Origin of the sequence: Pseudomonas izuensis (assembly GCF_009861505.1) — a bacterium.
Classification (GTDB): Bacteria; Pseudomonadota; Gammaproteobacteria; order Pseudomonadales; family Pseudomonadaceae; genus Aquipseudomonas; species Aquipseudomonas izuensis.
Genome location: NZ_WTFT01000040.1, coordinates 80,225 through 100,059, shown reverse-complemented (window position 1 = coordinate 100,059; position 19,835 = coordinate 80,225). Strand labels below are relative to the sequence as shown.

Here is a 19,835-nt window from a genome sequence, read left to right as displayed (position 1 = left end):
GCATTACCTGCATTTACACCTGTACCTGTAGGAGCGAGCCTGCTCGCGATGAACGCAAATACGCCGCGGAGCATCAGATACCCAGCGTTTTCGTTGACGACCATCGCGAGCAGGCTCGCTCCTACAGGAAACAGCGCTCCGTGCCTTTTGAGCCTTAATCACCCAAATCAATAGTGCTATTCAGCACGTGCGAATCTCCATATTATCGCCGTCATAAAGTCTATTCCCGTGGAGCGCTCACATGCCCGTCAAAGCCCTGTTCAAACCGTTCCACCTCGGCACCCTCGAACTGCCGACCCGTGTCGTCATGGCACCGATGACCCGTTCGTTTTCGCCGGGTGGCGTGCCCAATTCCAAAGTGATCGAGTACTACCGCCGTCGCGCCGCGGCCGGCGTCGGGCTGATCATTACCGAAGGCACCACTGTTGGTCACAAAGCTTCCAACGGTTACCCGAACGTGCCGCACTTCTACGGTGAAGCCGCGTTGGCCGGCTGGAAAAAAGTCGTCGACGCCGTACACGCCGAAGGCGGCAAGATCGTTCCGCAGTTGTGGCACGTGGGCAGCGTGCGTCGCATCGGCACCGAGCCGGACGCCAGCGTGCCAGGCTACGGTCCGTCGGAAAAAGTGAAGGATGGCAATGTCGTGGTTCACGGCATGACGAAGCAAGATATTCAGGATGTGATCGCCGCGTTCGCCCAGGCAGCCAGGGATGCCCAGAGCATCGGCATGGACGGCGTGGAAATCCACGGCGCCCACGGCTACCTGATCGACCAGTTCTTTTGGGAAGGCAGCAACCAGCGTACCGACGAATACGGCGGCAGCCTGGCCAATCGTTCGCGTTTCGCCATCGAGTTGATTCAGGCGGTGCGTGCGGCGGTCGGTGAAGGCTACCCGATCATCTTCCGCTTCTCCCAGTGGAAACAGCAGGATTACACCGCGCGGCTGGTGCAAACACCGGAGGCGTTGGGCGAGTTCCTCAAGCCGTTGTCCGAGGCTGGCGTGGATATTTTCCACTGTTCGACCCGCCGTTTCTGGGAGCCGGAATTCGACGGCTCCGAATTGAACCTGGCCGGCTGGACCCGCCAACTGACCGGCAAGCCGACCATCACCGTGGGCAGCGTCGGCCTGGACGGCGAGTTCCTGCAATTCATGGTCAACACCGACAAGGTGGCACAACCGGCCAGCCTGGAAAAACTTCTGGAGCGTTTGAACAACGATGAGTTCGACCTGGTAGCAGTGGGCCGCGCGCTGCTGGTAGACCCCGACTGGGCACAGAAAGTGCGCGACGGTCGCGAGGAAGACATCCTGCCGTTCAGCCGTGAGGCGTTGATGACGCTGGTTTAAGCAGCGCCCGAAAGGGCCTCTTCGCTGGCAAGCCAGCTCCTACCGGAACCACACCGGACCTGGAGGAGCTGGCTTGCCAGCGAAGCTTTTATGGCAACAACGCCACATCAGACAGGGGCTGCGACTGCACACAAGCCCCCCGCAACTGCCCCTCGAACTGCTCGATAATCGCCGCCCAGCCCTGACGACTGGCATGCTGGCGCGCATTGAGGCGCATGCAGCGCAATGTTTCGCGCTCTTCCAGCAACCACGTCGCCGCATCGCAGAACGCTTCTTCGTCCCCGGGCATCGCCAGCACGCCGTTGTAGCCATGGCGAATATGCTGTGCCGCCGCCGCCTGATCGTAAGCCACCACCCCCAGCCCGGAGGCCAGCGCCTCGAGCACTACGTTGCCGAAGGTTTCAGTCAGGCTCGGAAACAGAAACACATCCCCCGACGCATAGTGACTGGCCAGGGCCTCACCCCTTTGGCTGCCGCAGAAAATCGCTTCGGGTATTTCGCTTTCCATGAGCAGGCGTTGAGGGCCGTCGCCCACCACGATCAGCTTCAGGGTGCGTTGTGGATACGTCGACTTCAACCGATCGAAACAGCGTTTGAGCAAACCCAGATTTTTCTCCGGTGCCAAACGTCCTACATGGATGACGGCAATGTCGTTCTCGCCCAGTCCCCATTGTTCGCGCAACGCATTCAAACGTTTGGCCGGATGAAACAACTGGCTGTCGACGCCGCGAGACAGCAGCGCCAGACGCTCGAAATGCCGCCGTTCCAGCTCCATCCGCTGGCTGACGCTGGGCACCAGCGTCAAGGTCGAGCGATTGTGGAACCAGCGCAGGTAGTGGGTCAGCAGGCGCGTCAGTAACCCGAGCCCGTACTGGCTGGAATACTGCTGAAAATTGGTATGAAAGCCGCTGACCACCGAAATGCCCAGGCGTCGTGCCGCGCGCAGTGCCGACAGCCCGAGCGGTCCCTCGGTGGCGATGTACAGGACATCCGGGCGGTGACGTTTCCAGCGTCTGAGCAGCTTGTGCATCGACGACTGCCCCCATTGCAGGCCGGGATAACCCGGCAGCGGCCAGCCACGGCACAGCAACAATTCATCGTCGCCGCCCGCCGAAGGATCACCGCCCTGGCGCGGTCGCACCAGCTCCACCTGATGCCCGCGCGCGCGCAAACCGTCGCACAGGCGACCAAGGGTATTGGCCACGCCGTTGATTTCGGGAGGGAAGGTTTCGGTGATCAGGGTGATATGCAGAGCTGTCGTCATGACCTCAGTGTCAGCTGAGGCCATGTCGTCGTTGTGACGGTCAGATGATGGATTTATGAACGCTTTTGTGGGAATGGCTCAGCGCTGGCTCACCAGGTTCTCGGCCCCACGCTCGCGCACCCAGAACAAGGTCGCCCCGGCCACGGCCGCCGGCATCATCAGGATGTTCACCACCGGAATCAGCAACACCAGGTACACGATCCCGCCGAAGCTCATGCTCTGCCAGCGCTTCTGCCGCAGCCAGGCGAGCATTTCGTTCCAACCGAGCTTGTGGTTGTCCGCCGGGTAGTCAATGTACTGGATCGCCATCATCCAGACACCGAACAGTAGCCAGAGCGGCGCGGCGATGATGTTCACGACGGGGATGAACGAGAGAATGAACAGCCCGATTGCCCGCGGCAGGAAGTAACCGAGTTTGCGCATTTCCCGGCCCAGGGTCCGCGGGATCATGGCGATCAGCTCGCCCCAGCTGAAAGCCGGGAAGTCGTCGGTGCCGCGCACCACCACCTCGACTTTTTCCGCCAGGAAGCCGTTGAACGGCGCGGCGATGACGTTGGCGAGCATCGTGAAGGTGAAGAACACCATCAAGGTCACGAGTACCACGAACAGCGGCCACAGCACATAGCTGAGGAAACTCAGCCAGTCGGGCAGGGAAGGCATCAGCGAATCGACCCACAGGCTGAATTGATGGCCAGCCAGGTAGATCAATCCGACGAACAGCACCAGGTTGATTGCCAACGGCAACAACACAAACAAACGCAGGCTTGGACTCAAGACCAGCTTGAGACCTTCGCGCAGGTATTGCGGGCCGGACAGTACAGGGGCGGGCATAACGTGCTCCGAGCAGAGGGAAAACGCGCCGACCTTACCGGCTTTGCCTGACGGGCGAAAGCGCGGCAGCGGTATCGACATTAACTGTAACAAAGGCGCCCTGTTCATCGCGCCGACGGGATAGAGACCACCTATGAGCTGGATTGTTAAACCGTATTTCCTTAATCTTCGCCCCCTCGATACGCTGCACCCATTCTTTTACAGGACTGTCGAGTTCAAGCCTTCCCCAAGTGCTTTCAATGGTCCTTTTTTATTCCCGCCGGCAACCCGGCGTTCCGCGCCAGGTATTCCGGGCCGGTCAACAGGAGCAGGTCATGTCTGAAGTCCGTCATTCGCGAGTGATTATTCTCGGTTCCGGCCCTGCCGGTTACAGCGCTGCGGTCTATGCCGCCCGTGCCAACCTCAAGCCACTTTTGATCACCGGCATGCAGGCCGGCGGCCAACTGACCACCACCACCGAAGTCGACAACTGGCCGGGCGACGTCCACGGCCTGACCGGCCCGGCGTTGATGGAGCGCATGAAAGAGCACGCCGAGCGCTTTGAAACCGAGATCGTCTTCGATCACATCAATGCCGTGGACTTTGCTTCCAAGCCGTACACCCTGATCGGTGACAGCGCGACTTACACCTGCGACGCCCTGATTATCGCCACCGGTGCCAGCGCTCGTTACCTGGGCCTGCCGTCGGAAGAAGCCTTCATGGGCAAAGGCGTTTCGGCCTGCGCCACCTGTGATGGCTTCTTCTATCGCAACAAGCCAGTGGCTGTGGTTGGCGGCGGCAACACCGCTGTTGAAGAAGCCCTGTACCTGGCCAACATCGCCAGCACCGTAACCCTGATTCACCGTCGCGAAACCTTCCGCGCCGAGAAAATCCTGATCGACAAGCTCAATGCCCGGGTTGCTGAAGGCAAGATCATCCTGAAGCTGAACGCGACTCTGGACGAAGTCCTGGGCGACAACATGGGCGTGACCGGTGCGCGCCTGAAAAACAACGACGGCAGCTTCGACGAAGTGAAAGTCGACGGCGTGTTCATCGCCATCGGCCACACCCCGAACACTTCGCTGTTCGAAGGCCAGTTGACCTTGAAGGACGGCTACCTGGTTGTGCACGGCGGCCGTGACGGCAACGCGACGGCCACCAACCTCGAAGGTATCTTCGCGGCGGGTGACGTGGCTGACCACGTCTACCGTCAGGCCATCACCTCGGCTGGCGCTGGTTGCATGGCGGCACTGGATGCCGAGCGTTATCTGGACAATCTGCAGAACGCTTGATTCGGTAGATACGAAAAACCGGCTTCGGCCGGTTTTTTGTGCCCACGATTTCATGTTCGATCAAATCTTTTGTAGGAGCGAGCCTGCTCGCGATTACGGTGATTCAGTCGACCTCAATATTGAATGAAAAATCGCCATCGCGAGCAGGCTCGCTCCTACAAGGATTGTGCGTTCAAATCAGTTTTGCGAGGCACGCCTCAAGAATGTCCAGGCCTTCCTCCAGCACAGCCGCCTCGGTCGTCAGGGGCGCCAACAACCGAATGATGTGCCGCGATTTTCCGCTCGGCATCAGCAACAAACCTGCATCCCGCGCCAGTGCCAGCAGTTGCGTCAACTGTGCCGAAGCAGGCGTACCGTCGGCATTCGCCAACTCAATCCCACGCATCGCGCCAACGCCGGTCAAGCGCCCGAGGTACGGTGACAGGTTGCGATCACGCCAGGATTGGTAACGGCTGACAATCGCCTCTTCCTGCTGCGTGCCCCAGGCTTGCAGATGGGGATCGGTCATTTCGTCCAGGGTCGCCAGCGCGGCGGCGCAGGCGATGGGGTTGCCGGAATAGGTGCCACCCAGGCCGCCCTTGGGCAAGGTGTCGAGCAGCGACTTGCGTCCAACCACCGCACCCAGCGGCACGCCGCCGGCGATGCTTTTGCCGAGCAGGATCAGGTCCGGCTCGATGCCCAGTCGCGAGAATGCAAAGCGCTGGCCGGTGCGGCCGAACCCGGACTGGATTTCATCGGCGATCAGCACAATGCCTTTCTCGTCGCACAAGCGCCGCAGTGCTTGGGCGAACGCCACGTCCATGGCCAGGAACCCTGCTTCGCCCTGCACCGGCTCGACAATAAAGCAGGCCACGTCTTCGATGTCGATTTCGACGCTGAACAGACGCTCCATGGCCTTGAGCGCTTCGGCGCAGGTCACGCCATTATCCTGGCTAGGGAAGGGCAGGTGATACACCGGCCCCGGCAATACGCCGACTTTCTGCTTGTAGGGTGCGACTTTGCCGTTGAGATTGAGGGTAGCCAGCGTACGACCGTGGAAGGCGCCGTCGAAGGCAATGACTGCCGTGCGGCCGGTCGCGCCACGGACGATCTTCAGCGCATTTTCGGCCGCTTCGGCACCGCTGTTGGTGAGCATGCCGCTGACCGGGTAGCTCACAGGCATGAACGCCGCCAGGCGATCCATGAGTTCGATATAGGGCGTATGGGGGGCGGCGTTGAACGCGTAGTGAGTCAGCCGCGTGGCCTGATCTTGAATGGCTGCGACAATGCGTGGATGGCAATGGCCGAGGTTCAGCACGCCGATGCCGCCGACGAAGTCGATGTAGCGTTTGCCGTCAATGTCCCAGACTTCGGCATTTTTGCCGTGGCTGAGCGTGACAGGGTGAACGATGTTGATCGACTGACTGATGGTTTCGCTGCTCATGGATGACCGGCTCGGAAGTGGGAGGACTTCTTTTTATCTAAGCCGTGAGCAGTGCTGGCCGGCAAACGAAATAAAGTCGCCGGGTCAATCTTAAAAGTGGGGATGTGTCGCAGAACACCTGTAGGAGCGAGCCTGCTCGCGATGATCGCCAACGATAACGCTGGCTACCTGAAACCCCGCGGTGTTCTTGCGTCCATCGCGAGCAGGCTCGCTCCCACAGGGGTCAGGTTCACAGCCGGGTTTGGTTCAGCGGCGGGTCAGTGGTTGCTGGATGAATTTCACCCCGGCCAGACCATGGACCATTAGCGCACGGATATTGCCGTGATCACTGCCCTCAGGTGTCGCCAGCACCGAACGGTAATGCTCGCCGAATGCCAGCAGGGCTTCGTCATCGCTCAGGCCTTCCAACAATGCCAGCCCCAGGGTCTTGCACGAGCCTTCGTTCTGCCCTGCCGCGTTTTCCACGCCGCCGTTGTTGAATGCCTGTGGCTGATAGTCGTAGCCGGCGGCAATGAACGCCAGGGTATCGGCAAAAACGTGTTCGCCGCTCTTGAAGCTGGCGCGCAGGGTATTCAAATCACTCATGGGTTTTTCCTTTGGCGAACGCCGCTTGTTGATCGGCGCTGGCTTCTTGCTGATATTGGGCTTTCCACTCGGCGTACGGCATGCCGTAAACCATTTCGCGGGCTTCATCGAGGCTGACCTCGATCTGGCGTTCGTCGGCGGCGGCCTTGTACCACTTGGACAGGCAGTTGCGGCAGAAACCCGAGAGGTTCATCAGGTCGATGTTCTGCACATCCTTGCGGCTGTCCAGGTGGGCCACCAGTCGGCGAAAGGCGGCGGCTTCGAGTTCGAGGCGTTCTTGATCAGTCATGGGGGTCTCTGCGAGACAGCTGCAAGCCACAAGCTTCAAGCTGCAAGATGGGTTTCGGTGGCTTGTAGCTTACCGCTTGAAGCTTGAAGCTTGAAGCTTGAAGCTTGAAGCTTGAAGCTTAGCGGCTTGCCGCAAGTGTAATCGACACCGACTCTGCAAACCTCAGGGCGTGAGGCTTGTCGACTTCGACCTCGGCGTACAGCACCGACTCGTTGGCCATGACCAGGTCCAGCAGTTCCTGGGTCAGGCGTTCGAGCAGGGCAAAGCGATTGCCCTCGACATGCGCAATGATCGCCTTGGTGATGGTCCGGTAGTTCAGGGCATGGTCGATATCGTTGTCACGCACCGCGTCCTGGGCCGCGTAGAGGATGGTCAGGTTGATCAACACATCCTGCTTGTTGAGGATTTCGTCCTCATTGATGCCGATGTACGTGCGCAGGCACAGGTCCTTGACCCGAATGCGTGCCATGCCTGGTTGAAGTTGTGGCATTACGTCTTGCTCCGTCCAATCAATTGCAGGAACTCCTGGCGGGTATTGCTCGACTCGCGGAAAGCGCCGAGCATCACCGAGGTGTTCATGGTCGAATTCTGTTTCTCGACGCCGCGCATCATCATGCACATGTGTTGGGCTTCGATGACCACGGCAACGCCAGCCGCACCGGTGACCTTTTGCACCGCCTCGGCGATTTGCCGGGTCAGGTTTTCCTGGATTTGCAGGCGACGGGCGAACATGTCCACCAGTCGTGCAATCTTCGACAGGCCCAGCACCTTGCCCGTTGGAATATAAGCCACATGCGCCTTGCCGATGAAGGGCAGCATGTGATGTTCGCAGAGCGAGTAGAGCTCGATGTTGTCGACGATCACCATTTCATCGTTGTCGGAGGCGAACAGCGCACCGTTGACGATTTCTTCAACGCACTGTTCGTAGCCATGACAGAGGTACTGCATGGCTTTGGCAGCACGCATCGGGGTGTCGAGCAGGCCTTCGCGGTCGGGGTTTTCACCCACGCCGATCAGGATCTCGCGATAGCTTTCGGACAGGGCGTTCCGGGGCAGGGATAGCGTCATGGAAGATCCTCGCGGGGCACTATTTGATGTGCCTTCCGCCGTTGACGGTCAGGGTTGTGCCGGTGACATAAGGGTTGTCGAGCAAATAACGCAGGCTTTGGTAGATCACTTCGCTGCCGGGCTCGATGCCCAGCGCGGATTTGGCCAGCGCCTTGGCGCGATAGGCCGCGTCGTCATCAGGGTTGAACATTAGCAGGGCCGGGGCGATTGCGTTGACCTTGATGCCAGGCGCGTACTTGGCGGCAAAGGACAGGGTCAGGTTATCGAGTCCGGCTTTGCTGGCGCAGTAGCCGATGTGCCGGCTGCTGCCCTTGCGGGTCACGTCATCGCTGATGTGGACGATGTCGGCGGGGCTCGAGCGTTCGAGCAGATCAGCGCAATGCAGATTGATCAGGTAGGGTGCCAGCATGTGCACATTGAACATGCGGGTGAATGCCGTCGCATCGGTGTCCGGGGTTTCGGCCAGCCACTCGGAGGCGTTATGGACAATCGCCCGCAGGCTGTCGGCATGGGTTTTCAGTTCGCCGATGAAGGCGAAGATCCCGGCTTCGGTGGAGAAGTCTGCAAACACCGCCGTCGCCCCCAGGTCGCGCAGGATTTGCACGCCGGGACGTTCACTGCGGTAGCTGAAGATCACGCGATGGCCGTCTTCGAGCAATCGCTGTGCACAGTGCAGGCCGACACGTTGGCCGGCACCGGTGATAAGGATTGGGGCTACGGAGGAATTCATGAACGGCTCGCGTCGCGGTGAGAGCAAAACTATACCAGCGACAACAGCGGACTACCTATGGGTGCAGCGTCCTCTGTGGGAGCGAGCCTGCTCGCGAAGGCGATTCTATTCGCGACGTCTGTGTCCTGCGTAACAATCAATGTCTTGAATCATGACGGGGCGGCAGGGGTACAATGGGATCCAAATAAAAACACGGACGCCAATCCGCTGATGCCTGTCCTGACTGACGTTGCTACCGGTAAGTCGCCTATGCTCTCTCTTGAACGGGAAGAGCTCTTTCCCATTCGCGAAGTGGCGCGGCTGACGGGCGTCAACCCGGTCACGCTTCGCGCATGGGAACGGCGTTACGGCCTGATCGTTCCCACGCGTACCGAAAGCGGACACCGTCTGTACTCCATGGCCGATATCGAGCGTGTGCGCAGCATCCTCGAGTGGATCGAGCGCGGCGTGGCGGTGAGCAAGATCGGCAAGATCCTGGCCAAGGCTGCACCGCTTGAAGCACTGTCGCACTTCATCCCCAATGACCTGGTACTCGCCGACTACGCGCAATGGCAGCAGCAAGTGCAGGCTGCGGTAAGTGCTTTCGACGATGTTCAGCTGGAGCAGGTCTACGGACAGATCTTTTCCACTTACTCCCAGCCGGTGGTGTTCCAGGACATCCTTGTCCCGCTCTGGAAGCAATTGCTGCAACGCCACGACTCATTCGGCCGGACCAGTGAGTGGCTGTTCCTGGATGGTTTTCTGCGATCACGGGTTTTGCAGCGTTTGCTGTTGATCCGCGACAAGCAACCCAGGCGAGTCCTCGTCAGCGCCCTGGCAGGCCAGTGCCGGGAACTTGAGTTGCTGGTTGCCGCCCTGTTCCTGAGCAGCGGACATACCGGCGTGCGCGTATTGACCACCGGCCAGCCGTTCGACGAATTGACGCTGGTCTGCGATCGAATCAAACCCCAGGCGCTGGTTCTGTTTTCCAATCATGTACCCACCCCTGATCTGCCACGGCGGTTGAATCGCCTGGCGATGAGCCTGGAGTGTCCGGTGATGCTGGCTGGTGATGCGTCCGATCTCGCTCAGGACAGCCTGGCCGGCTCGTCGATCGGCTGCCTGGGGAACGAAGGCACGGTGATGCGCCAGCGACTGAAACAGTTTCTGGCGGGCAACCTGGATACTTGACGTCAGAGATGCAGGGCAGGGTGGGTCAGGCGGTGCTGCTGCAGGATGTACTGGCGCAGGCGTTCGGTTTCATCCTTGTCGCTCTGGCTCAGGGTGTAGGCATAGAAGCCGTTCTCGGTTTCCTTCTCGAGCGTGCCACGCAAGGCAATCCGCTCGTAGCCTGAGGGGCTGAACCACAACGCAAAATGCTTCGGCGCCTTGGTCTTGTTGTGAATCTCCAGCAAAACACCTTTGAACGACACTTCGTGCACCCACATCGTGCCAGGCTGGCCCTTGGCGTTTTCCAGTGCCACGGGTTCGTCGAGCACCAGGCGCCATGGCCGAACCAGTGGCCCGTCTTCATAGATGCTGGGGACACCCAGGCGCAGATGCAGGGCATGAAACTCGTCTTCCACCAGATGCAGCGGGAAAGTCATTTGCTGGTTTTCGAAGTTGGCTTGAATGGTGACTTGCTCATGGGCAGCAAGGCGCGTGAGCAAGTCACGGATTTGCGAACCGCCGTTGACGAGCAGGCTCGACGTCGCGTCCCGCACATTGAGTTGCGGGTTGTGTTGCATGCTCTGAATGAAATCCAGTTCATCCTGGGTCAGGAGCGCGTCGCGTTGCATGGCTAGCTCGAAAGAAAGAATTACAAAGTCATTGGTGATTGTAGTTAATGACAACTAATTCGCAGATTTGTTTGTACCGTTCGTCGCCTTGAGCGCAGCAAGTTCAGCCTGGACTTCCGCCAATTGCGCCTCAAGCTGCGCCACACGCTGTTGCGCCTTGACCTGCACGGTCACGTCTTTCTGCACGCCGATGAAATAAACCTGCCCATCATTCGGGTTTTTCACCGTTGAAAGGGACAGCTCATTCCAGAACGGTGTGCCGTCCTTGCGGTAGTTACGCAGGATTTCCCGGCAGGATCCTTCATTGTTCAACGCGTCACGGATCTTCGGCAGCGCCTCCTGATCGCGGTCGCCGGATTGCAGGAAACGGCAATCCTGATAGAGGATTTCTTCGCTGGTGTACCCGGTCAGGCGTTCGAACGCCGGGTTGACGTAAATCAGGATCTTGTCTTGATCGCCTTCCTTTTCGGCAATCACGATACCGTCGTTGGAGGCGTTGATGGCCAGCTGCAGCAGTTTTGCGTTGATCATGGGTGAACCCCTTCCTTGTTGGTTGTCTGGGGCATTCTAAAAGAACAATACAGGCCGTGCTGTTAAGATCCCGGTCTTTTACTCAGCTTCAGGATCAGATTGATGAAAGTCGCCATCATTTCCGGCTCGGTGTACGGCACGGCTGAAGAAGTCGCCCGCCATGCCTCCAGTATTTTGAAAGCCGCCGGTTTCGAAACCTGGCACAACCCGCGTGCAAGCCTGGCCGATGTGCAGGCCTTTGGTCCCGAAGCCTTCCTGGCCGTGACCTCGACCACTGGTATGGGCGAGCTGCCGGACAACCTGCAGCCGCTGTACTTCGCAATTCGCGATCAGTTGCCCGCTGCCTGGCGCGGCTTGCCAGGGGCGGTGATCGGTCTGGGTGATGCCAGTTATGGTGATACGTTCTGCGGCGGCGGTGAGCTGATGCGTGAGCTGTTCGCTGAGCTGGGCATCCGCGAAGTCCTGCCGATGCTGCGCCTGGACGCCAGCGAAAGCGTGACGCCGGAAGCGGACGCCGAGCCCTGGCTGGCGGAACTGGCCGGCGCTCTACGCGGCTGACCGGTCCGTTGGAAGTACCCGCGACCGGGCTCGTCATTGTTCTGGCGGGGCGGCTGAACGCGCGCCCCACCTCTTCTCTGGCGGCGGCTGTTTGACATGGATCCACGATCCCCTGTCCGCTGACTCGTTCGGCCATCAAGCTGGCTGCCAATGCAACTACGCGAACCCGGAGGGCTGACTAGACTCGGTAGTTATTGGAAACACTCCATAATAAAAACCAGAGGTTCCTAGCCGTGAGCGTAGCCCCCGTCCAATCGCCCCACAGTGTCAAAGAGCTGGTCAGCCCCGCTGAATGGCAGACCCGTATCGACCTCGCTGCCTGTTATCGCCTGGTGGCCCAGCATGGCTGGGATGATCTGATTTTCACCCATATCTCCGCCAAAGTGCCGGGCACTGAAGACTTCCTCATCAATCCGTTCGGGCTGATGTTTCATGAAATTACCGCGTCGAGCCTGGTCAAGGTCGATCAGGCCGGCAACAAACTGATGGACAGCCCCTACGAAATCAATCCAGCCGGGTACACCATCCACAGTGCGGTGCATGAAGTCCGTCACGATGTCGTCTGTGTGCTGCACACTCACACGGCGTCCGGGGTGGCGGTGTCGGCGCAGAAACAGGGCGTATTGCCGATCAGCCAGCAGTCGCTGTTCGTCCTTTCGAGTCTGGGGTATCACGCCTACGAAGGCGTCGCGCTCAACCATGAGGAGAAGGCACGGTTGCAGGCCGATCTCGGCGAAAACAATTTCCTTATGCTGCACAACCACGGTCTGCTGACCTGCGGCAGCAGCATTGCCGACACCTTCCTGATGATGTTCACCTTCCAGCGCGCCTGCGATATCCAGGTCATGGCACAGACCGGCGGCGCGGAACTGATCGCCATCGAGCCGCACATTCTGGCGGGTGCCAAGGCGATGATCGCCGGTGTCACCAAAAGTGCTCAAGGCATGGGCGGCGCGTTGGCCTGGCCAGCGCTGCTGCGCAAACTCGATAAACAAGACCCGGGTTATAAACTCTAATGGCACTCGCCGAGATCCCGCTGTGTATCTGGCGCAAGCGTGGCCAGACGTTCGAGTTCCGTGGCCAGACCATCCGTTACTGGACGGCGGGGCAGGGTGAGCCACTGCTGCTCATCCATGGCTTCCCAAGCGCCAGTTGGGACTGGCATTACCTGTGGCAACCACTGACTCAGCGCTATCGTGTGATCGCCTGCGACATGCTGGGTTTCGGTGACTCGGCCAAACCGGTGAGCCACGCCTATAGCCTGCTGGAGCAGGCCGATCTGCAACAGGCGCTGCTGGAGCACTTGGATGTCGGGCAACCGGTACATTTATTGGCTCACGATTATGGCGACAGCGTGGCTCAGGAAATGCTGGCCCGGCATTACGAATCGCAGATCAATATCGCAAGCTGTGTGTTCCTCAATGGTGGGTTGTTTCCGGAAACCCATCGCCCGGTCCTGATGCAAAAATTGCTGCTCAGCCCCTTGGGCTGGATGATCGGCCGTGCGTTCAGTCGTGACGGGCTGGTGAAGAGTTTCCGCCAGATCTTCGGCCCGCACACCCGTCCCAGTGAAAGCGAGATGGATGATTTCTGGAGCCTGATCGAAAACAATCACGGTCCAAGGATCATGCACAAATTGATCACCTACATTCCCGAGCGGCGCGTACAGCGCGAGCGCTGGGTCGGCGCGATGCAACGCGGCGACGTGCCGCTGCGGGTGATCGATGGCGAGGTCGATCCGATCTCCGGGGCGCACATGGTCGCTCGTTATCGAGAGCTGATCCCCGAACCCGACACGGTGTTGTTGAGCGACATCGGCCATTACCCGCAGATCGAGGCACCGTGCCAGGTCCTCAAGCACTACCTGGCCTTTCGCGACCGGCTGATGTTGCCGCCACTGAAAGTAGCGTGTTCATAGTGCTGAGCCTGCTGTAGGAGCCGGCTTGCCGGCGAAGGCGACCTGATTGGCGGTGCAAGACTCCAGGTCGTCTTCGCTGGCAAGCCAGCTCCTACAGAAGCCGGGGATGAATGAACCATCCGCGGCTACATCATCCCCCTGCCTTATCGCACACCATTCAGCCTCCCCCCTGTTCATTGTGACCCGCAGCGCCGTGCCTGAAACTCCAAGGCAATGTCCCTGGCCTGCTGGAGTTCCCCATGAATGAATCTGTGCGCTTCGAAGATAAAGTCGTGATCATCACCGGTGCAGGTGGCGGCCTGGGACGGGCGCACGCACTGCTGTTCGCCAAACAGGGCGCCAAAGTGCTGGTCAACGATCTCGGCGGCTCGACCCAGGGTGAAGGCGCCAACGCTTCGGCGGCGGATCGCGTGGTCGCGCAAATCCGCGAAGCCGGCGGCACCGCCGTGGCCAACCACGACTCGGTCACCGACGGCGACAAGCTTGTTCAACACGCCCTCGACGCCTTCGGTCGTGTCGATGTCGTAGTCAACAACGCCGGCATCCTGCGCGACAAGACGTTCCATAAAATGGAAGACGCCGACTGGGACCTGGTTTACCGCGTCCACGTCGAAGGCGCCTACAAAGTCACCCGCGCCGCCTGGCCGCACATGCGCGAGCAAAACTACGGCCGGGTGATCTTCACCGCGTCCACCTCGGGTATCTACGGCAACTTCGGCCAGTCCAACTACGGCATGGCCAAACTCGGCCTCTACGGCCTGACGCGCACCCTGGCCATCGAAGGCCGCAAGAACAACATCCTGGTCAACGCCATCGCCCCCACCGGCGGTACCCGCATGACCGAAGGCCTGATCCCGCCGCAAGTGTTCGAGCAACTCAAACCGGAACTGGTCAGTCCACTGGTGGTGTACCTGGCCAGCGAAAACTGCCAGGAGACCTCCGGTTTGTTCGAAGTCGGCGGCGGCTGGATGGGCAAGGTGCGCTGGGAACGCAGCCTCGGTGCCGGGTTCGATCCACGGGTGGGTTTCTCCCCGGAAGACGTGGCGGCGCACTGGCAGCAGATCTGTGATTTCGAGGGCGCGGCGCATCCGAAGGACAATATTGAGGCGCTGAAGGAAATGATGGGGAATTTGCAGAGGTATTCGTTGTAAGGGGCGCGAGACCCCCAAGCCGCTGGGTGCGGCTTGGGGTATCTTTGCTATCAGCCGTATCTGTTCTTTGTTACAAATTTGGGAGCTTTCCAGTTAGGGCCTTTTTTCGCCAATCCCTTTTCTCCTTTTTCTAGCACACCCTTTTCGAACAGTCGCGTATAGGCGAGTTGAAGCTCTCCGTGCCTGATTGTTTCCGGCTTGTAGCGACTGATCATCATGTCCAAGTGGGGTGGAGCCTTGACCAATGCGAACACGGTAACGATATCCTCCAGGGATTCATCTTTTACTAGCTGCTCAATAATGCTCATTTCAACATCTCCTTCAAAAAGCGTTGATAATCGCGCTCATCTTGCTCCGCAGCAGCTGCTAGTGCTTCCGGCGTGTAGAGTAGAGAAAGATCATCTTTCAGTTTAAAGTCTTCCAGCGTTGCAGTATGAACATTGTTCCATACTGGGGAATCGGGATCCGGCATTTCAGTGTCTCCATATCCCAAAGCTTTAAATCTTTCAAATTCTCTGATCTCGTGAGTGTAGAAGCGTTTATCGGTATCGGTTATCTCCAGTTCTCCACGGAAAATTCGATCCAGCCGGTCAATCATCACTTTATTGGCATCGGACTGAATAAATTTTGATGTATGTAGTTTCACGATGTCGGATCCTTCTTGTGAAACGACTGCATCGTTCCAGTTCATATTTAAAGTTGGCCCACCCGATTGATCAGGGTTGAAATCGCGGCCGCTGTGTTCACCCTCAACAACAGCACCCTCGTATGGGCTGTTGAACACCACATACAGAGGCGGAATTCCCGACTGCGGTGGAAATACGTAGATCTCAACCCCAAAGCTGTAGAGATCCAGCTCCGGGTTCGGATCGATCCTCCCTTCGAGTGGGGTTGCGGTAGCGCCGGTGTAAGGGGCAACGTCCGGTTGAGTCACAGGAAGAGCCGTTGACGCGTCGCCCGGGCTGACAATTGGCGTCCATGTCATGCCGGGGGATTGGGCGTCCGTGCTCTCGGTTCTGTAAAGGTTCAGGCCCGGATCATAGATGGCGGGACGCACCGGTACTTTGCGCGGCACCGTGGTGCCGTTTGTGGCAGCGACGAAAAACTCTGTGGAGTTATCTACAGTCCGGGAGCCGAGCGCGACAGGTAGTTCGATGTCTCCGTTGGCCTGAGCGATGTCACGCAGTTGATCGGCGTCGTAGGTCGTCAGATCCGAGAGCGGAACGCTCAAAGCGTACGGTTCGTTGTTATCTCGTAGCGCGTGGTAAACCAGCGCTGCAACCCCAACAACAATAACTGCACCAGATGCAACTCCGACGGCCGCTGCCGATGCCGTGATTGCAGTAGCAATTGCCGAACTCAGGGCGGTCCTGATCGCAAGCGCAGTTGCGGTTTCAACGGCCAGCGTGCCAGCACCTACAGCGAATACAGGGCCATTTGCAGCTGCCGCACCCGATACGGGAAACGGGCGAATGCCTTTGCCGGCATTCAGCGATTCCATTGCCTCACGGAACGCTTGTTCTTCCGCTAGCCGTTCATTCTCTTGGCGCAGTTGTTCGGCTTGCCGTTGAACCTCGGCCTCGGCTTCGAGGCGAGCCCGTTCAGCCGCGATGTACTGTGCAGCTGCTTCCGCGGCAATCCGGGCTTGCTCGCCGGCCACTCGCTCGGCTTCTGCCAATGCAGCCAATCGTGCTTGCTCTTGAGCATGGGCCTTTGCTTCAGCTTCTGCCCTGATGCGCGCCTGTTCAGCAGCAACACGTTGAGCTTCTTGTTCGGCTGCCACTCGAGCCTGCTCAGCGGCCTGCAAAGCAGCCAGGGTGTGTTGTAAGTTGATGCTTCGCTGATTGAGCGTCTGAATGGTTTGGGTTAGTAACCTTAGGTCGTATGCAGCTCTGGAAGCATTGGTCCATACTTGCATTCCAACGCCGTTAGCACGCAGTGGTGTTTCAAATTCCTTGGCTCTCTGGGAAAACTCCTGCCATGGTCTGTCAATGGGATCGTAACCATAAAAACTATTGGTCACGATTGTTTTTTGACTAAATTCGACTTGTTTGCGAACCCAGAGTCTGTGAAGTACTCCCAACTCGCGAATGATGCCTTCTATAGGCGGCACCGGGTTGGTGGGGCCCTCAAGTCTCGTGGCAGCTAACTCATTTTCAATGATTTGCGGAAGTTGGTTTGTTCGGGTTTGATAGTCTTCCGCTAGTGATTTTCTGGTGTTGAAAAAGTTGCGGGAGACATTTGCGTTGCCTGGTTGAATGCCGAATTGTCCACTGTGATTAATCGGTAGACTCGTTGTCGATGAAGGGTTACGGCCTTTGCCTTTAGTTCCGGTTATGTTGACAGCCGTTTCGAATTCAAGAAAACCTGGTCTCTGATCTTTTATAACGATGTCTGTTGGCGGTTTTTGCATTTTCATATCCCTTTGAATTGGCGCGTCGCTGGTGACGAGTTTTCTGGCGAGTGTGAATTGCCAGTTGTTTCGTTGCGCCAATTAAAGTTACAGCGATATGAAAATAGACGGGTCTGAGAAAGCCATGGGAATTTACATGTGATTTTGAAGGGTGTTTCGAGGTGGCTGAAATAAAGTTGAGAAAATCTTCTACGTAAAAAGATATTTCTTATGCAGTTACAGGAAATGTCTTGTAGGACTCATGTTAAACGCTAAGTTTAAATTGACTGCGACCACAAACCCTTCGCCCATAAAAAAGGCCGCTGCAAACGCAGCGGCCAAAGCAAGACGTTGGATCCAGGAGCTACAAATCAACGTCGGTGTACACGGGGCGATGACTCGAAACCTTCAAATCATCTGAAATCTGTCGCGAACGGCGTGAGTACATCAAACGCTGCCGCTTCGTGCTTTCAGGCTGTTTTCCGTGAAAGCCCAGCAAGAATAAGTCTTTGTCGGTAAAGGAAAAATAGCGATTCCGGACATGCACTGTTACGGGGCGCGCAACAGTCGAATGCGCTGTAGGCTCTTTCACTGTAGCAGCTGGCTGTAGGAGCTGCCGCAGGCTGCGATCTTTTTGATCTTGCCTTGAGAATGATTAAAAGATCGCAGCCTCGTTTCACTCGACAGCTCCTACACAGCTCAGGTGTTTATCGCCCCCCATGCGTTGCGCTGATAGCTCGCCATTGCGGGCATTCATACCCCGCGAAAAACCCCGCTCCATGCGGCCAGTCATCCTTTGGAGGTACACCGCGAATACCTCCTTGGTGCGCTTATCGCCCTCGGCGGGCGGCAGTAGGGTGAGGCCTTCTGTCACTCACCGGGGAAGACGCATGACAAAAACAACAATGCGCGCCATCTTCAAACCGCAGGCGCTGGCCGCTGCGGTGGCCTTGGGTTGCTGTGCCCAGGCACAGGCCGTTTCATTCAACATCGGGGAAATCGAGGGGACGTTCGACTCTTCGCTGTCGATCGGCGCGAGTTGGGGCATGCGCGATGCCGACAAATCGCTGGTGGGTATCGTCAACGGCGGGACTGGCCAGGCATCGACCGGCGACGACGGGCGTCAGAACTTCGGAAAGGGCGAAACCTTCTCGAAAATTTTCAAAGGCATCCACGACCTTGAACTGAAGTATGGCGATACCGGTGTGTTTCTCCGTGGCAAGTATTGGTACGACTTCGAGCTCAAGGATGAAGACCGGCCGTTCAAGCAAATAAGCGATGACAATCGCAAGGAAGGCGCCAAGTCCTCCGGGACCCAACTCCTCGACGCTTTCGTCTATCACAACTACTCCATCGCGGATCTGCCCGGCACGGTGCGCGCCGGTAAACAGGTGGTCAGTTGGGGGGAAAGTACCTTCATCGGCAACTCGATCAACAGCATCAACCCGGTCGACGTCTCCGCGTTCCGTCGTCCCGGCGCCGAGATCAAGGAAGGCCTGATTCCGGTCAACATGCTGTTCGCCTCCCAGGGCCTGACGGACAAATTGACGGTCGAAGGTTTCTATCAACTGGAGTGGGACCAGACCGTCGTCGACAACTGCGGCACCTTCTTCGGCAACGATGTGGTGGCCGACGGCTGCAACAAGAACTACACCGTCGCCAGCCCGGCCATTGCGCCGTTGCAGCCGGTAGCGGCGGCTTTTGGCCAGGGCTTTGAGGTCACCCGGGAAGGGGTGGTCGTTCCTCGCGGTCAGGACCGCGATGCCCGGGACTCGGGGCAGTGGGGTACGGCGCTGCGCTGGCTGGGGGATGATACCGAGTACGGCCTGTACTTCATGAACTACCACAGCCGCACGCCCAACGTCGGTACGACGACAGCGGGCGCCTCCACGCTGGCGAGCATTCCGGGGATCGTCGCGGCGGCCAACCGTCTTGCACCCGGCAGTGGCTCGGGCCTGGCGCAAAGCGTGATGCTCGGTCGCGGCCAGTATTTCCTCGAATACCCGGAAGATATTCGCCTGTACGGCGCGAGCTTCTCCACCACATTGCCCACCGGCACGGCGTGGACCGGTGAGATCAGCTATCGCCCCAACCTGCCGATTCAGGTCAACAGCACCGACCTGACCCTGGCCATGCTCAACCCGATTGCCGGCGGCGCAGCGTCACCCATCGCGACCGCGCCTGGCGCCGACAACAAGGGCTATCGGCGCAAGGAAGTGACGCAGGTCCAAAGCACCCTGACGCATTTCGTCGACCAGGTCGCGGGCGCGGATCGCCTGACCCTGGTAGGCGAAGCGGCAGTGGTCCATGTCGGTGGCCTGGAGCCCCGCAGCAAGCTGCGCTACGGCCGCGACTCGGTCTATGGCCAGTATGGTTTCGGCGGCGATACCAATGGTTTCGTGACCTCGACTTCGTGGGGTTATCGTGCCCGGGCGATCCTCGACTACAACAACGTCATTGCCGGCATCAACTTCCGCCCCAACCTGTCGTGGTCCCACGACGTCTCCGGTTACGGCCCCAACGGGCTGTTCAACGAGGGGGCCAAGGCCGTCAGCCTCGGCGTCGATGCGGACTACCGCAACACCTACACCGCAAGCCTCAGTTACACCGACTTCTTCGGTGGTAACTACAACACGCTCGAGGACCGCGACTTCGTGGCGTTGAGCTTTGGCGTGAACTTCTGACCTGTCTCGAGAAGGAT

At 58.7% G+C, this 19,835-nt stretch carries 20 protein-coding genes; 8 read left to right on the top strand and 12 right to left on the bottom strand.

Annotated features, from left to right (window positions below; genetic code table 11):
- The first annotated feature begins 241 nt into the window (after nt 1-241).
- Nucleotides 242-1,345 (top strand): NADH:flavin oxidoreductase, encoded by a 1,104-nt coding sequence (locus GPL81_RS26535; RefSeq protein ID WP_160109130.1) that lies wholly within the window; start codon nt 242-244, stop codon nt 1,343-1,345.
- An 88-nt stretch (nt 1,346-1,433) separates the two neighbouring features.
- On the opposite strand, the gene GPL81_RS26530 is transcribed toward GPL81_RS26535, so the two are convergent.
- Together GPL81_RS26530 and cysZ are read right to left on the bottom strand one after the other, a co-directional pair.
- Nucleotides 1,434-2,633 carry a glycosyltransferase family 4 protein gene (locus tag GPL81_RS26530; RefSeq protein ID WP_160109129.1) on the bottom strand — a complete coding sequence of 400 codons (1,200 nt, stop codon included), beginning with the start codon at nt 2,631-2,633 and terminating at the stop codon, nt 1,434-1,436.
- Nucleotides 2,634-2,687: 54 nt separating this feature from the next.
- Nucleotides 2,688-3,440, bottom strand: a complete 753-nt coding sequence (cysZ, locus tag GPL81_RS26525; protein ID WP_096513418.1) for a sulfate transporter CysZ — start codon at nt 3,438-3,440, stop codon at nt 2,688-2,690.
- A gap of 314 nt (nt 3,441-3,754) precedes the next feature.
- On the opposite strand from cysZ, the gene trxB reads away from it, so the two are divergent.
- Nucleotides 3,755-4,711 carry a thioredoxin-disulfide reductase gene (gene trxB, locus GPL81_RS26520; RefSeq protein ID WP_096513417.1) on the top strand — a complete coding sequence of 319 codons (957 nt, stop codon included), beginning with the start codon at nt 3,755-3,757 and terminating at the stop codon, nt 4,709-4,711.
- A gap of 172 nt (nt 4,712-4,883) precedes the next feature.
- On the opposite strand, the gene GPL81_RS26515 is transcribed toward trxB, so the two are convergent.
- The 6 genes from GPL81_RS26515 to folM form a co-directional block, all read right to left on the bottom strand.
- Nucleotides 4,884-6,134, bottom strand: a complete 1,251-nt coding sequence (locus GPL81_RS26515) for a 2-aminoadipate transaminase (protein WP_160109128.1) — start codon at nt 6,132-6,134, stop codon at nt 4,884-4,886.
- A 246-nt stretch (nt 6,135-6,380) separates the two neighbouring features.
- Complete coding sequence (locus GPL81_RS26510) at nt 6,381-6,719, bottom strand: HopJ type III effector protein (RefSeq protein WP_160109127.1); 339 nt, start codon at nt 6,717-6,719, stop codon at nt 6,381-6,383.
- The gene (locus GPL81_RS26505; RefSeq protein ID WP_160109126.1) at nt 6,712-7,008 is read right to left on the bottom strand and encodes a DUF1244 domain-containing protein; all 297 of its coding nucleotides are present in this window, start codon (nt 7,006-7,008) and stop codon (nt 6,712-6,714) included. The genes GPL81_RS26510 and GPL81_RS26505 overlap by 8 nt, the downstream gene beginning before the upstream one ends.
- 118 nt (nt 7,009-7,126) lie before the next feature.
- On the bottom strand, nt 7,127-7,498 hold the full coding sequence (gene folX / locus GPL81_RS26500) for a dihydroneopterin triphosphate 2'-epimerase (protein ID WP_096513413.1): 372 nt from the start codon (nt 7,496-7,498) through the stop codon (nt 7,127-7,129).
- Complete coding sequence (gene folE, locus GPL81_RS26495; RefSeq protein ID WP_160109125.1) at nt 7,498-8,076, bottom strand: GTP cyclohydrolase I FolE; 579 nt, start codon at nt 8,074-8,076, stop codon at nt 7,498-7,500. The genes folX and folE overlap by 1 nt, the downstream gene beginning before the upstream one ends.
- 19 nt (nt 8,077-8,095) lie before the next feature.
- A complete protein-coding gene (gene folM, locus GPL81_RS26490) occupies nt 8,096-8,806 on the bottom strand; it encodes a dihydromonapterin reductase (RefSeq protein WP_160109124.1) in 711 nt (236 codons plus the stop codon).
- A gap of 210 nt (nt 8,807-9,016) precedes the next feature.
- On the opposite strand from folM, the gene GPL81_RS26485 reads away from it, so the two are divergent.
- Nucleotides 9,017-9,976, top strand: a complete 960-nt coding sequence (locus GPL81_RS26485; RefSeq protein WP_160109123.1) for a MerR family transcriptional regulator — start codon at nt 9,017-9,019, stop codon at nt 9,974-9,976.
- Nucleotides 9,977-9,978: 2 nt separating this feature from the next.
- Here the strand turns inward: GPL81_RS26485 and GPL81_RS26480 are convergent, their stop codons facing one another.
- The gene (locus GPL81_RS26480) at nt 9,979-10,584 is read right to left on the bottom strand and encodes a hypothetical protein (protein WP_160109122.1); all 606 of its coding nucleotides are present in this window, start codon (nt 10,582-10,584) and stop codon (nt 9,979-9,981) included.
- Nucleotides 10,585-10,638: 54 nt separating this feature from the next.
- Nucleotides 10,639-11,115, bottom strand: a complete 477-nt coding sequence (locus GPL81_RS26475; RefSeq protein WP_160109121.1) for a PAS domain-containing protein — start codon at nt 11,113-11,115, stop codon at nt 10,639-10,641.
- A 102-nt stretch (nt 11,116-11,217) separates the two neighbouring features.
- Here GPL81_RS26475 and GPL81_RS26470 point away from each other — a divergent pair, with 102 nt between their 5' ends.
- The 4 genes from GPL81_RS26470 to GPL81_RS26455 all read left to right on the top strand — a co-directional run bounded on the left by GPL81_RS26470 (nt 11,218) and on the right by GPL81_RS26455 (nt 14,742).
- Complete coding sequence (locus GPL81_RS26470; RefSeq protein ID WP_096513407.1) at nt 11,218-11,673, top strand: flavodoxin; 456 nt, start codon at nt 11,218-11,220, stop codon at nt 11,671-11,673.
- A 233-nt stretch (nt 11,674-11,906) separates the two neighbouring features.
- Nucleotides 11,907-12,689, top strand: coding sequence for a class II aldolase/adducin family protein (locus tag GPL81_RS26465; RefSeq protein WP_160109120.1), 783 nt, complete (start codon nt 11,907-11,909; stop codon nt 12,687-12,689).
- Nucleotides 12,689-13,591 (top strand): alpha/beta fold hydrolase, encoded by a 903-nt coding sequence (locus GPL81_RS26460; protein ID WP_160109119.1) that lies wholly within the window; start codon nt 12,689-12,691, stop codon nt 13,589-13,591. The genes GPL81_RS26465 and GPL81_RS26460 overlap by 1 nt, the downstream gene beginning before the upstream one ends.
- 239 nt (nt 13,592-13,830) lie before the next feature.
- On the top strand, nt 13,831-14,742 hold the full coding sequence (locus tag GPL81_RS26455) for an SDR family oxidoreductase (protein ID WP_160109118.1): 912 nt from the start codon (nt 13,831-13,833) through the stop codon (nt 14,740-14,742).
- Between the two features lie 50 nt (nt 14,743-14,792).
- On the opposite strand, the gene GPL81_RS26450 is transcribed toward GPL81_RS26455, so the two are convergent.
- Complete coding sequence (locus GPL81_RS26450) at nt 14,793-15,050, bottom strand: hypothetical protein (RefSeq protein WP_160109117.1); 258 nt, start codon at nt 15,048-15,050, stop codon at nt 14,793-14,795.
- Nucleotides 15,047-17,155, bottom strand: coding sequence for an S-type pyocin domain-containing protein (locus GPL81_RS31595; RefSeq protein WP_246218991.1), 2,109 nt, complete (start codon nt 17,153-17,155; stop codon nt 15,047-15,049). Before GPL81_RS31595 ends, GPL81_RS26450 begins: the two co-directional genes overlap by 4 nt.
- Nucleotides 17,156-18,024: 869 nt before the next feature.
- Between GPL81_RS31595 and GPL81_RS26440 the strand changes: the two genes are divergently transcribed.
- Entirely contained in the window at nt 18,025-19,818 is a 1,794-nt protein-coding gene (locus GPL81_RS26440; protein ID WP_160109116.1) for a DUF1302 domain-containing protein, read from the top strand.
- The last annotated feature ends 17 nt before the right edge of the window (nt 19,819-19,835 follow it).

Excerpts from the sequence above, each read along its gene's own strand:
- GPL81_RS26535 (WP_160109130.1), top strand. The coding sequence starts at position 242 with ATGCCCGTCAAAGCCCTGTTCAAACCGTTCCACCTCGGCACCCTCGAA.
- GPL81_RS26530 (WP_160109129.1), bottom strand. The coding sequence starts at position 2,633 with ATGGCCTCAGCTGACACTGAGGTCATGACGACAGCTCTGCATATCACC.
- cysZ (WP_096513418.1), bottom strand. The coding sequence starts at position 3,440 with ATGCCCGCCCCTGTACTGTCCGGCCCGCAATACCTGCGCGAAGGTCTC.
- trxB (WP_096513417.1), top strand. The coding sequence starts at position 3,755 with ATGTCTGAAGTCCGTCATTCGCGAGTGATTATTCTCGGTTCCGGCCCT.
- GPL81_RS26515 (WP_160109128.1), bottom strand. The coding sequence starts at position 6,134 with ATGAGCAGCGAAACCATCAGTCAGTCGATCAACATCGTTCACCCTGTC.
- GPL81_RS26510 (WP_160109127.1), bottom strand. The coding sequence starts at position 6,719 with ATGAGTGATTTGAATACCCTGCGCGCCAGCTTCAAGAGCGGCGAACAC.
- GPL81_RS26505 (WP_160109126.1), bottom strand. The coding sequence starts at position 7,008 with ATGACTGATCAAGAACGCCTCGAACTCGAAGCCGCCGCCTTTCGCCGA.
- folX (WP_096513413.1), bottom strand. The coding sequence starts at position 7,498 with ATGCCACAACTTCAACCAGGCATGGCACGCATTCGGGTCAAGGACCTG.
- folE (WP_160109125.1), bottom strand. The coding sequence starts at position 8,076 with ATGACGCTATCCCTGCCCCGGAACGCCCTGTCCGAAAGCTATCGCGAG.
- folM (WP_160109124.1), bottom strand. The coding sequence starts at position 8,806 with ATGAATTCCTCCGTAGCCCCAATCCTTATCACCGGTGCCGGCCAACGT.
- GPL81_RS26485 (WP_160109123.1), top strand. The coding sequence starts at position 9,017 with ATGCCTGTCCTGACTGACGTTGCTACCGGTAAGTCGCCTATGCTCTCT.
- GPL81_RS26480 (WP_160109122.1), bottom strand. The coding sequence starts at position 10,584 with ATGCAACGCGACGCGCTCCTGACCCAGGATGAACTGGATTTCATTCAG.
- GPL81_RS26475 (WP_160109121.1), bottom strand. The coding sequence starts at position 11,115 with ATGATCAACGCAAAACTGCTGCAGCTGGCCATCAACGCCTCCAACGAC.
- GPL81_RS26470 (WP_096513407.1), top strand. The coding sequence starts at position 11,218 with ATGAAAGTCGCCATCATTTCCGGCTCGGTGTACGGCACGGCTGAAGAA.
- GPL81_RS26460 (WP_160109119.1), top strand. The coding sequence starts at position 12,689 with ATGGCACTCGCCGAGATCCCGCTGTGTATCTGGCGCAAGCGTGGCCAG.
- GPL81_RS26455 (WP_160109118.1), top strand. The coding sequence starts at position 13,831 with ATGAATGAATCTGTGCGCTTCGAAGATAAAGTCGTGATCATCACCGGT.
- GPL81_RS26450 (WP_160109117.1), bottom strand. The coding sequence starts at position 15,050 with ATGAGCATTATTGAGCAGCTAGTAAAAGATGAATCCCTGGAGGATATC.
- GPL81_RS31595 (WP_246218991.1), bottom strand. The coding sequence starts at position 17,155 with ATGCAAAAACCGCCAACAGACATCGTTATAAAAGATCAGAGACCAGGT.
- GPL81_RS26440 (WP_160109116.1), top strand. The coding sequence starts at position 18,025 with ATGACAAAAACAACAATGCGCGCCATCTTCAAACCGCAGGCGCTGGCC.